General features: G+C 58.5%; 11 protein-coding genes. 6 read left to right on the top strand and 5 right to left on the bottom strand.

The window, feature by feature from the left end; translation table 11 throughout:
- Positions 1-159: 159 nt before the first annotated feature.
- From rng to ABY948_RS02915, 5 genes are read right to left on the bottom strand one after another with little or no spacing between them, the layout of a single operon-like run.
- On the bottom strand, positions 160-1623 hold the full coding sequence (gene rng / locus ABY948_RS02935; protein ID WP_461481015.1) for a ribonuclease G: 1464 nt from the start codon (positions 1621-1623) through the stop codon (positions 160-162).
- Complete coding sequence (locus ABY948_RS02930; RefSeq protein WP_461481014.1) at positions 1620-2225, bottom strand: Maf family protein; 606 nt, start codon at positions 2223-2225, stop codon at positions 1620-1622. Before ABY948_RS02930 ends, rng begins: the two co-directional genes overlap by 4 nt.
- A gap of 28 nt (positions 2226-2253) precedes the next feature.
- Positions 2254-2763, bottom strand: a complete 510-nt coding sequence (gene mreD / locus ABY948_RS02925; RefSeq protein WP_461481013.1) for a rod shape-determining protein MreD — start codon at positions 2761-2763, stop codon at positions 2254-2256.
- The gene (gene mreC, locus ABY948_RS02920; RefSeq protein ID WP_461481039.1) at positions 2750-3604 is read right to left on the bottom strand and encodes a rod shape-determining protein MreC; all 855 of its coding nucleotides are present in this window, start codon (positions 3602-3604) and stop codon (positions 2750-2752) included. The genes mreD and mreC overlap by 14 nt, the downstream gene beginning before the upstream one ends.
- 56 nt (positions 3605-3660) lie before the next feature.
- The gene (locus ABY948_RS02915) at positions 3661-4695 is read right to left on the bottom strand and encodes a rod shape-determining protein (RefSeq protein WP_461481012.1); all 1035 of its coding nucleotides are present in this window, start codon (positions 4693-4695) and stop codon (positions 3661-3663) included.
- Positions 4696-4939: 244 nt separating this feature from the next.
- Here ABY948_RS02915 and gatC point away from each other — a divergent pair, with 244 nt between their 5' ends.
- The 6 genes from gatC to ABY948_RS02885 all read left to right on the top strand — a co-directional run.
- Positions 4940-5227 carry an Asp-tRNA(Asn)/Glu-tRNA(Gln) amidotransferase subunit GatC gene (gatC, locus tag ABY948_RS02910; protein WP_461481011.1) on the top strand — a complete coding sequence of 96 codons (288 nt, stop codon included), beginning with the start codon at positions 4940-4942 and terminating at the stop codon, positions 5225-5227.
- A gap of 15 nt (positions 5228-5242) precedes the next feature.
- Complete coding sequence (gene gatA, locus ABY948_RS02905) at positions 5243-6697, top strand: Asp-tRNA(Asn)/Glu-tRNA(Gln) amidotransferase subunit GatA (RefSeq protein ID WP_461481010.1); 1455 nt, start codon at positions 5243-5245, stop codon at positions 6695-6697.
- Positions 6697-8157, top strand: a complete 1461-nt coding sequence (gene gatB, locus ABY948_RS02900) for an Asp-tRNA(Asn)/Glu-tRNA(Gln) amidotransferase subunit GatB (protein ID WP_461481009.1) — start codon at positions 6697-6699, stop codon at positions 8155-8157. Before gatA ends, gatB begins: the two co-directional genes overlap by 1 nt.
- Before the next feature lie 164 nt (positions 8158-8321).
- On the top strand, positions 8322-8618 hold the full coding sequence (locus ABY948_RS02895; RefSeq protein ID WP_461481008.1) for a PA4642 family protein: 297 nt from the start codon (positions 8322-8324) through the stop codon (positions 8616-8618).
- A gap of 250 nt (positions 8619-8868) precedes the next feature.
- On the top strand, positions 8869-11814 hold the full coding sequence (locus tag ABY948_RS02890; RefSeq protein WP_461481007.1) for a bifunctional diguanylate cyclase/phosphodiesterase: 2946 nt from the start codon (positions 8869-8871) through the stop codon (positions 11812-11814).
- Positions 11815-12208: 394 nt separating this feature from the next.
- Positions 12209-12359, top strand: a 151-nt coding sequence (locus tag ABY948_RS02885) for a transposase (RefSeq protein ID WP_461481038.1), incomplete at its 3' end; no start/stop codon positions are given.

The following is a 12359-nucleotide window of genomic DNA, read 5'->3' as shown; positions in this document are numbered from 1 at the left end:
ACAGGGGCTCTTTTGTGGGGGTTAGGCATGGGAGGCCAGGCGTGCGGGACAACGGACTGGCAAGCCATTGGCCCGACCCATGGCGGTCATCATACGCGAGCCATCGTTAAATAAAAAACCGTGCATAAGACCTTCAAATCACTTCCGTTGCGGGCGACACTAGACCGGAATAATGTCGTACTGGTCGCGGCTATACATTGACTCCACCCGGAACTGAATAGTTCGACCGACGAAGCCCTCGAGGTCCGCCACGTAGGCGGAATCCTCGTCCAGCAGGCGGTCGATCACCACCGGCGCCGCCAGCACCAGAAAGGCGCTGCACTCAAAGGCGCGCGCCTCGCGCAGAATCTCCCGCAGAATTTCATAACAGATGGTCTCCGCCGATTTTAAGCTACCCTTGCCATCGCAGACCGGACAGGCCTCACAGAGTAGCTGTCCGAGGCTCTCGCTGGTGCGCTTGCGGGTCATTTGCACCAGACCCAATTCGGACACGCTGGCCAGAGTGGTCTTGGCGCGGTCCCGGGACAACGCTTTCTCCAGCGCCCGCAACACTTGGCGGCGGTGCTCCAGATCCTGCATGTCGATAAAATCGATAATGATGATGCCGCCCAGGTTGCGCAGCCGCAGCTGGCGGGCAATGGTCGACGCCGCTTCCAGGTTGGTCTTGAAAATGGTCTCCTCGAGGTTGCGGTGACCGACAAAGGCGCCGGTATTCACATCCACCGTGGTCATCGCCTCGGTCTGCTCGATGACCAGGTAACCCCCGGATTTCAGCGGCACCTTTTTCTCCAGGGCGCGGCTGATTTCATCCTCCACCCCATAGAGGTAGAACAGCGGCCGATCCTCTGAATAGCACTCGATCATCGGCACCATTTCCGGGTTGAACTGGGCGGCAAAATCACAGAGCTTGCCGTGGGCCTCGCCGGAGTCCACCCGCACTTTTTCCACCACCGGCAGCGCCATGTCGCGCATGGCGCGCAGGTACAGGGGCAGGTCCTCGTAAACCACTGACGGCGCACTGAGTTGGCGGCTGGTCTCATTAATATGGCCCCAGAGCCGGTTCAGGAACTGCACATCCTTGGCCAATTCCCCGGCCTCCACCCCTTCGGCAGCGGTGCGAATGATATAGCCACCCGTGCCCTCGTTGCCGGACAGCGCCACCTCCAGCGCGCCGCGCAGGCGCTCGCGCTCGGTTTCATCCTCGATGCGCTGGGAGATGCCGATATGCGCCACATCCGGCATATAGACCAGAAACCGCGACGACACCGACAACTGGGTGGACAGGCGCGCACCCTTGGTGCTGATCGGATCCTTGATCACCTGTACCACCACCGATTGCCCCTCCCGCAGGTACAGGCGGATATCCCCGGCGTCACTGGGTTCGCAGTTGATCAGCGGGGTGAGGATATCGTCCACATGGATAAAGCCGGCCTTCTCCAGACCGATGTTCACAAAGGCCGCCTGCATGCCGGGCAGCACCCGCGCCACCTTGCCCTTGTAGATATTGCCGACCAGACCCCGGTGCAGGGTGCGCTCCACCCCCACCTCCTGCAGTACACCGTTTTCCACCAGTGCCACGCGGCTTTCCATGGGGGTAATGTTGATCAGAATTTCCGAACTCATGCCTTCTCCATCCACCAGGACAGGCCAAACGCCTTGAGCAATTCACAGGTCTCCACCAGTGGCAGGCCCACCACGCCGGAATAGCTGCCGCGGATGGCCGTGACAAACACCGCACCATAACCCTGGATGGCGTAGGCGCCGGCTTTGTCCGCCGGCTCGCCACTGTCCCAGTAGCGCAGGCATTCCCCCACCTCGAGGGGGCGGAAGCTGACCAGGGTTTCCGACAGCCGGTGCAGGCAGTGCGCGCCATCCGTCATCGCCACCGCCGACAGCACCCGGTGGGTATTGCCGGACAGGGACTGCAACATCGCCACCGCGTCATCGCGGCCGGTCGGTTTGCCAAAAATCCGCTCGCCGAGCACCACCGCAGTATCCGCCCCCAGTACCGGGAGACCCCGCTGGCCGTTGCGCTGCCAACCGGCGGAGGCTTTCTGCTGCGCCAGGCGCACCACATAGGCGGCGGGCGACTCGCCCTTCAGGGGCGTTTCATCCAGGTCCACCGGGGCGACCCGGAAACGGCAGCCGATCTGCTCCAGCAACTCCCGGCGCCGCGGCGAGGCTGACGCCAGAATAAATTGCTCCCGACTATCCACCACCGTCATCTGTCGCCAGTACTCCCGCTGTTGCTCATCAGGACGAGGAAATTTCCTCGTCTTCGTAGGCCTCCGACGACCCCATCCGGTTCAGCAGCCAGGCCAGCAGCGGCCACACCAGCAGCGAGGAAAACAGCGGCGCAACCACCAGCTCTCCCTGCCAACCCGAGCGCAAAAACAGTGTAATGCTGTTGGCCAGCAGCTGGTTCAACAACACCAATGGCAGGATCAGGATCAACTGGTGGAAGACCCACATAAATTGAAAGCGCTGCTGCAGCAATTGCAGCAGGTAGGTGCAGAGTGCAAAGGACAGCGCATAGCGGCCAATCAATTCCCCCAGCACCACATCCTGGGCGAGGCCACAGAGCCAGGCGAACACCACGCCGTGCAGGGCGGGGGCCCGAAACAGCCAGTAACAGGCGAGCAGCAACACAAATTGAGGGCGCCAATACGCCAGCAGGACCGACAGGGGAACAATCTGCAGCATCAGTGCCAGCACCAGGCTGAGCGCACTCCAGAAATAAATGAAGGGATCATTTTCCTCCAAGGTCGCTCTCCCCCAGGGTTTCCACCGCAGAAAACAGCAACAGCAGATGGCGGCTGCGATCGATGCGCGCCGCGGGTGCCAGGATCACTTCCAGATAGGACTCGCCGGGAAGGGTCTGGACCGCGGCGACAGTGCCGACCGGGTAGCCCACCGGAAAGCGACCACCGAGACCGGAGCTGACCAGCTGGTCACCCACCACAATGTCGGTGCTGGGCGGCACATAGCGCAGCGACAGCCGACCAAAATCGCCCATGCCCTCGGCGATGGAGCGACCGCCATTGCGCACCACCTGTACCGGCAGCGCGTGGGCGCTGTCGGTGATCAGCAGCACCTTGCTGCTGCTGCGGTAGACTTCAATCACCTGCCCCATCAGGCCGTCGGCATCCAGCACCGCCTGGCCCACGTAGACACCCTGCTCTTCGCCGCGATTGATGATGATGGTGTGGCGGGTGGGGTCGGGGGAAACGCCGATCAGTTCCGCCACCAGCACCCGATCCTTGAGCATTTCCGTGGCGTTCAACAGATTGCGCAGGCGCACATTCTCCGCCACCACTTCGGTCATGCGCTGCATGCGGGCCTTGAGGATCAGCAGCTCGGTGCGCAGTTGTTCATTTTCTTCTTCGAGCTGACGGCGGCCAATCACCGACTCATCGCCGTATTCACTGAGGCGCGAGGGCAGACTGGTTACCCAGTAGAGGGGGCCGCTGGCTTCAGCCAGCCATTTGCGGGCCGGCTGCAACCAGGGAGTGAAACTGTCGAGAAACAGCAGCAGCAGCGCGGCGGCCACCAGCAACAGCACCCGCCGCGCTGGAGAAGAACCCTTGGAAAAGAGGTTTTTGATGGGGCCACCCCGCCGTAATTAAAAATAGTCCTGGGGCTGGAACGGGAACAATGCCCTCAGGATGACATGACATCCATATGGCGCTTTTCCATCGTCTCCAGTGCCTTGCCGCCGCCGCGGGCAACACAGGTCAGCGGATCTTCCGCCACAATCACCGGCAGTCCGGTCTCGTGGGTCAGCAGCCGGTCCAGATCGCGCAGCAGGGCGCCGCCGCCGGTCAGCACCACACCGGTCTCGGCAATATCCGAAGCCAGTTCCGGCGGAGACTGTTCCAGCACCCGCTTGACCGCCTGCACGATGGCCGCCAGGGGTTCCTGCAGGGCCTCGAGAATTTCATCGCTGTTGAGGGTAAAGCTCTTCGGCACCCCTTCCGCCAGGTTGCGGCCGCGCACATCGATCTCGCGCACCTCGCTGGCCGGGTAGGCACTGCCGATTTCCATCTTGATGCGCTCGGCGGTGGTATCGCCGATCACACTGCCGTATTTGCGGCGCACATAATTGCTGATGGATTCGTCGAAGCGGTCGCCGCCGATGCGCACCGAATCGGAGAACACCACGCCGTTCAGGGACAGAATGGCGATCTCGGTGGTGCCGCCACCGATGTCCACCACCATGGAACCGCAGGCCTCATCCACCGGCATGCCGGCGCCGATGGCCGCTGCCATCGGTTCCTCGATCAGGAACACTTCCCGCGCCCCGGCGCTGTAGGCCGATTCGCGGATGGCGCGCTTTTCCACTTCGGTGGCCATGCAGGGTACGCAGATCAGTACCCGCGGGCTCGGCGGAATCAGGCTGTGGGAGTGCACTTTCTTGATAAAGTGCTGGAGCATTTTTTCCGTCACCTGGAAGTCGGCGATGACGCCGTCTTTCATCGGGCGAATGGCGGTGATATTGCCCGGCGTGCGGCCCAACATGCGCTTCGCCTCCACCCCCACGGCCTCGACCACTTTCTGGCCGTGATGATGGCGGATCGCCACCACGGATGGCTCATTCAGCACGATGCCCTTGTCACGCACGTAAATCAGTGTATTGGCGGTGCCCAGATCGATGGACAGGTCGTTGGAGAAAACACCGCGCAGTCTTTTCAGCATCTATCTTTTCCCTTGTTGGCCACGCGCATCAACGCGCCTGACCGATGGTTCCGAAAACCGGCGACTCTATCAATCGCCGGCGTTGAGGGCAAGGTTTAAGTCCTTGATCCCGTAGAAAAATCACAATTGGAATGCCGTTTCACAGTACCCCTGCCGCAGCGGATGTGGTAACTTACGCCCCCTCATTTCGTCAGGCCGAAAATCAGGTTCTGGCCGTCTCTGTTCACAGCGCAGAAACTATACCATGACTATCGAACGTGCAGACATCGAAAAGCTCGCAGAATTGGCGCGCATCGAACTGAATGAAGCGACCATCGCTGAGACCACCAAAAGCATCGCCGACGTGCTGGCGCTGGTGGACCAGTTGCAGGCCGCCGACACCGAGGGCGTCGAGCCCATGGCCCACCCCACCGACGCGGTGCAGCGCCTGCGTCCCGATGTGGTGACCGAAACCAACCAGCGGGAGGCCTTCCAGGCGATCGCCCCCGTCACCGAAGCGGGCCTCTATCTGGTCCCGAAAGTGATCGAGTGAGGCAGCCGATCCACCATGCATAACAAAACCCTAGCCGACATCATTGCCGGACTGAACCGCGGCGAGTTTTCCAGTGTGGAAATTACCCGCCACTTCCTTGACCGCATCCAGCAGCTGGACGGCCGTTACAACAGTTTCATCACTGTTACCGCCGACGCCGCGCTGGCCAGTGCCGCCGACGCCGACCGGCAGCGCGCCAGCGGCAGTGCGCCGCTGTTCTGCGGCGTGCCGATGGCCCACAAGGACATCTTCTGCACCAACGGCGTGCGCACCAGTTGCGGCTCGAAAATGCTCGATAACTTCGTGCCGCCCTACGATGCCACCGTGGTGGAAAACTTCGCCCATGCCGGCGCGGTGATTCTCGGCAAGACCAATATGGACGAGTTCGCCATGGGCTCTTCCAACGAAACCAGCTATTACGGCCCGGTGAAAAACCCCTGGGACATCAACTGCGTGCCCGGCGGCTCCTCCGGCGGTTCGGCGGCGGCCATCGCCGCGCGGTTGACCCCGGCGGCCACCGCCACCGATACCGGCGGCTCCATTCGCCAGCCGGCGGCCCTGTGCGGCATTACCGGCCTGAAACCCACTTACGGGCGGGTGTCACGCTGGGGCATGATCGCCTTCGCCTCCAGCCTCGACCAGGGCGGCCCGATGGCCCGCACCGCCGAGGACTGCGCGCTGATGCTCAACGTCATGGCCAGTTTCGACCCGAAGGATTCCACCTCCATCGACCGCCCGGTGCCGGATTACAGCATCGACCTGAACCAGCCGTTGAGCGGCCTGAAAATCGGTATCCCCAGGGAATACTTTGGCGAGGGCCTGAATCCCGGTACCGAACAGGCCGTGCGCGATGCATTGGCAGAATATGAGAAGCTCGGCGCCACGTTAGTAGAGGTGAGCCTGCCTCACTCTCACCTTGCCGTGCCGGCCTACTATGTGATCGCCCCGGCGGAGGCCTCCGCCAACCTGTCGCGCTTTGACGGCGTGCGCTACGGCTACCGTTGCGAGAATCCCAAGGATCTGCGCGACCTTTATATGCGCAGCCGCGGCGAAGGCTTCGGCGAGGAAGTGAAGCGCCGCATCCTGGTGGGCGCCTATTGCCTGTCCGCCGGCTACTACGACGCCTACTATCGCAAGGCGCAACAGGTGCGCCGCCTGATCAAGCAGGATTTCGTGGAAGCATTCAAACAGGTGGACGTGATCATGGGGCCCACCTCGCCCTCCCCGGCCTTCGCCTTTGGCTCAAAAGGCAGCGACCCGGTGGCCATGTACCTGGAAGATGTCTACACCATCGCCACCAATCTGGCGGGCCTGCCCGGTATGTCCGTGCCCTGCGGGCTGGTGGACAACAAGCCGGTGGGCCTGCAGATCATCGGCGACTATTTCGACGAGGCCCTGATGCTGAACGTGGCACACCTGTTCCAGCGGGCCACCGACTGGCACCAGCGCGCACCGGAGGGCCTTGCATAATGCAGTGGGAAACCGTTATCGGCCTTGAGGTTCACGTCCAACTGGCCACCAAATCGAAAATCTTCTCCGGCGCCAGCACCGCCTTCGGTGCCGAACCCAACACCCAGGCCTGCGCCATCGACCTGGCCATGCCCGGCACCCTGCCGGTGCCCAATGAGCAGGCGTTCCGCGATGCCATCATGTTCGGCCTCGCCATCGATGCGGACATTGCCCACACCTCGATGTTCGAGCGCAAAAACTATTTCTACCCGGACCTGCCCAAGGCATACCAGACCACGCAATTGGAAAAACCCATTGTCGGTCGCGGCCACGTGGAGATCGAACTGGCGGACGGCAGCAAGAAGTCCATCCGCATTCACCACGCCCATTTGGAAGAAGACGCCGGCAAATCCCTGCACGAAGGCTCTTTTGAGATACATGGCCACGGCATGTCCGGCATCGACCTGAACCGCGCCGGCACGCCGCTGATCGAAATCGTCTCCGAACCGGATATGCGCGGTGCCGAGGATGCGGTGGCCTTTGCCCGCAAGCTGCACAGCATCGTCACCTCACTGGGTATCTGCGACGGCAACATGTCCCAGGGCTCGATGCGTTTCGACGTCAATATTTCCGTGCGCCCGCTGGGCAGCGACAGCTTCGGCACCCGCACCGAAACCAAGAACCTCAACTCCTTCAAGTTCATGGAGGAGGCCATCGCCCTGGAAGTGGCGCGGCAGATCGAGGTGATTGAGGACGGCGGCAAAGTCATTCAGGAAACCCGCCTCTACAACGGCGATACCAAGAAGGCCCGCGCCATGCGCAGCAAGGAAGAAGCCAACGATTACCGCTACTTCCCCTGCCCGGATCTGCTGCCCATCGTCTTCGACGACGACTACATCCAGGCCATTCGCCAGACCCTGCCGGAACTGCCGGACGCCCGCCGCGACCGCTTTATGGACCAGTACGGGCTGTCCCACTACGACGCCAACATCCTCAGCGGCGACGCCCATGTGGCGCGCTACTTTGAAACCGCCGCCGGCGGCGATGCCAAACTGGCCGCCAACTGGATCATGGGGGAACTGTCCGCCCGGCTCAACGCCGAGGACATCGCCATCCAGAACTGTCCGGTCAGCGCCGAGCAGCTGGCCGGCATGATCGCCCGGCTGGTGGACGGCACCATCTCCAGCAAAATGGCCAAGGAAGTGTTCGATGCCATGTGGAACGGCGAAGGCAGCGCGGACGACATCATCGAGGCCCGCGGCCTGAAACAGGTTTCCGACAGCGGCGCCATCGAAGCCCTGGTGAATGAAGTGATCGCCAACAGCCCCCAGCAGCTGGACAACTACCGCAGCGCCGACGAGGCCAAACGGCCCAAGATGCTCGGCTATTTTGTTGGCCAGATCATGAAGGCCTCCAAGGGACAGGCCAACCCGCAGCAGGTCAATGAAGTCCTGCTCAAAAAACTCAACGAGCTGCTCTAAAAATGCGCTTTTTCCGCGATTGCCCTGTCAGTGCCGTGCTCGACTCCTCATGTATGCCTTATACACGGCGGGTCTGTGCGCGGCGCTTCCTTGCACTCACGAAAAAATCACGATTTTTAGCGGTGGCTTAACCAACCATTCAGAATCAACGACTCATAAACACCATGTCACTGAAAAAAGATAAACAAAAAGTCCTCGGCGAAATTTTTGACGACGCCCGCATCAAAACCTTTCTGCAATTCGAAGCGCCGGAAGGGGTCAACCCCGACTTCCACATACTGGAAAAAGCCTATCGCGGCATGATGGCGGAAAACTTCGACACCTTCATCACATTCTTCCTGGAAGCGGGCCACGACATCAACGCCACCAACCCCGATGGCAACACCCTGCTCGCCATCGCCAGCCAGCACCGCCATGCGGAAGACTACGTCGACATCCTCAAGGCCAACGGCGCGCAGTAACTAACCACCGTAATTCACCCTATGAACTAGCACCTCGCAAGAAACGGTGGGGGAACTACACCCTCCGGTACTAAAGCTGGTTATCCGCCTACCTCTTCTTCACAAGTGTGATTTTGATCACATCAAATACGGTACTTATACATATACAATTCGATAACTATTCCACATTTTCCAGGCTAGACTGCATGAAGAAAACTTTAGAAGCACGAGCTACTCCAGCGAGTAAAAAAAAAGGGGGGGGGGAGAAGAGGTGAAGCTTTTTAGCTCACTCAAGCTTGGCTGCCTGTTAGCAATACTACTTAGCGCCACGCTTTTCTTTTTCGGGCTGATTCAAGACATGAAGTACCACCATCAATTGGCACAGGATTCGGTTAACACCAATGCGTTACGACTTGCGCAATACGTAGCCAGCGATCAATACAAATACCTGGAGCTGTCCGAACAACTGCTTCGCATGCTGGCGCAACAAACCAGCGGCAACACATTCACAGACCCCAGTTGTGCCGGTCGACTTCAGGAAGAGCTGAAGCGTCACCCTTACCTCGCGAACCTGGGAATTATTGATGGCGAAGGTTACCTGCTCTGCTCCGCGCGCCCCGAAAAACCCGGAATGTGGCTTGGCGATAGGAACTATTACATCGACGCCAAGAAAACCAAGGGGTTTGCCGTGGGTGACCCCCAGACCGGACGCATAACAAAGTCATCTACTATCAATGTCGCTTATCCGGTTATCGCAGAAAATGGCGCTGTAACGGCCGTAGTCTATGGGGCCCTGGATTTGACCTGGCTGAGTGCAAATATCATCGACCATGCCCTTGATCAGGACATCGGCATTGTTCTGCTTGACCAAAACGGCACCTTACTTGCGCATCACTCCACCCGGGAAGCTCCCCCCACCCTCGACAAGAAAACATTACAATACATCGGCCAACAAAAAATCGCCGGCTGGATTTCTTCAGTAGACAACAAGGACGACGTAAGACTTTATGCCTACACCCCGTTTCTGGAGGACTGGGGCAAGAACCTGTACCTGGCCGTAGTAAGCCCCCTCGAACCACCCCTCGGCCAATATCTTGGGCGCTATACCTCACTCATGATAGTGGCGTTGTTTCTTATAGCGGCCCTGTTATGGCTTTTCTTTCGCCGTTGGGTGCTGATCCCCCTAAGAGCTGTTGCAGGGTACTCTCGCCAGCTTTCACAGCATGACTACTCGGCCCGGGTCGACCTGCAACCAACCTTGCCGGAGCTGACGGAATTGGTAACAAGCATGGAATGCCTCGCCACCGAGCTGCAGCGGCTACAGAGTACCGACAACGAGCATAACAGTGAACTAAAGCGCACACACCGCGCACTTCAAACGCTGAGCAGCGGGAACCACGTATTACTGAGAGCAGAAAATGAAAAGATACTGCTACAGAAAATGTGTGACATCGCTGTGAATACCGCCGGTTACATGCTAGCGTGGGTGGGGTATGCCGAAGATAATTCCCAAAAAACCGTGTCTATCCAGGCGAGTGCCGGAGGCGAAACCAACCTACAGCGTATTCTGGCGATTACCTGGGATACGTCGGACAAGGGTTACGGACCGACGGGAACGGCCATCCGCACGGGAAAGAGCGTACATGCACGGGGCCTTCAAACAGCCGCGCAATACCAACACTGGCATGGCATCAACCGCCAGCTGGGCGTTCACTCGGCAATATCCCTGCCACTAACAATCGATCGCAAGGTTTTCGGGGCATTTACCATCTTGTCCGAAGACCCCGAGGCTTTCCTTGAAAACGAATGCCACATCCTAGAAGAGATGGCTTCGGACCTGGCCTTTGGCATCAAGGTATTGCGCACAAACGAAAAGCAGTTGGAATCGGAACGGCTCCTCCACGAGATGGCCAATTACGACTCACTGACCAAACTGCCGAATTATACGCAGTTTCGGGGGTGGCTTGCCGACCGGACTGACAGTTCGGCCAGTAATCACAAGCCTTTTGCGATATTGCTTTTTGGTTTGAACAGGCTCAGAGAGATCAATGGCACATTGGGATATGAGGCGGGCAACTGGGTTTTGCGGGAAACCGGCAAAAGACTGCGCGAAGCACTAGCGGAAAGGGGCTCGCTGGCACGTCTCCATGGCGATGAGTTTGGCATTATCCTCGACGACACCACCCCATCCCATATCGAGAAAATCGTACAAACCCTTCACAGCGCGCTCAATGAACTTTATCGAATAGATAACTACACCCTGACAGTCAAGGGCACATTTGGCATTGCATTCTTCCCCCAACACGGCCTGACACCAGAGAAGTTAATGGGCATGGCGGACAAGGCCCTGCAAAAAGCGAAGGACTCCGGCAACCTTTACGAGATATCCGAACCAGACAATGAGATGGAACGAAAACGGCTGCTGTCCCTGGCGGCCAAACTGCACAGCCTTCTAAAAAACGACAAGCTGCAAGTGTATTACCAACCCAAAGTGGATTTTCGCTCCGGGCGCGTCACTGGTTTTGAAGCACTGGCTCGCTGGTGGGACTCCGCAGAAGGCATGATCGCACCGGACACCTTTGTTGGCCTGGCCGAAAAAACTGGCATGATTCGAGAACTGAGCATACGGGTCTTCGAAGAAGTGTTACGCCAACTGTCCCTTTGGCAACAACAGGGCATTTATTTACCCGTGGCGGTCAACCTCTCTGCTCGCAGCCTGCACGACAGTAAGCTCCTCAACCTGATAGATCAACTCCTTGACCGGTGGAGCATCCCTCCGGAAATGCTCGAGATAGAAATCACCGAAACGGCCATCATGGAAGACAAGGATATCGCTTATTCAGCACTGAGCAAATTGAGGGAGAAGGGTATAAAGATCTATGTCGACGATTACGGGACAGGCTTTTCCTCCCTGTCGATACTGAAAAAACAACCTATCCACGCACTCAAAATCGACAAGTCATTTGTTATTGATATGCTTGTTGATACTGAGTCAGCGATCATTGTTGGCTCAACCATTCGTTTGGCACATGAATTGGAATTAAGCGTTGTCGCGGAAGGCGTGGAATCTGAAGCTGTCTGGGCCAGACTCTCCGAACTGGATTGCGATGTCGGACAGGGATATTACATGGGCAAACCAATGCCCGTGGAAGACGTTAACGCTTGGCTCAAGCAATCGCCGTGGGGTATCGGCTCCTCGGGCATCAAGGGGTGGTAACGATTATTTTTTAACCAACCCCCTTCTGTTTTCACCGCTCAACTGGCACTCCCGGCAAACAGCAAAAGAAATTTTCGATGCCGAGAAAGACGAGGATGTAGCTTCCCGATATTCCCGCCCATACCGTGCAGCGAGGCAATGCCCCTGCCGCCGGCTTATTTTGTGACGGTGATTATCTGTATTACAAATGCATTACTCGCTGAAGCTCTGAAGCGCCATGGCGGCGCCCTGCACGCTTAGTGTTGTCGCATGCCGCTAGGACTGCCACTACGTTGGCGCTTTGTGCCAGCTGATCTGTAACCACTCTAGTGGACAGTATTTTCTGTTTATTAGGGCGTTAACCCTCCGAGGTACCCACGACTTGTAGACACTCTGTATAGTTAGATTGACCTATATGGAGGTGCTTACCATGGCACGTAAAAAAACACAGGCTTATACCGAGGAATTCCGTCGTGAGGCGGTAAAGCGAGCCGAAAAAGAACGCAATACAACGGCTTCTGTTGCCAGAGAATTGGGTGTCAGTGCACAGCAAATCTACAACTGGC

The sequence above is a fragment of the Porticoccus sp. genome (genome assembly GCF_041592135.1).
Lineage (GTDB): Bacteria > Pseudomonadota > Gammaproteobacteria > Pseudomonadales > Porticoccaceae > Porticoccus.
The sequence above is the reverse complement of the archived record's forward strand: the minus strand, read 5'-3'. Positions and strand labels throughout refer to the sequence as shown.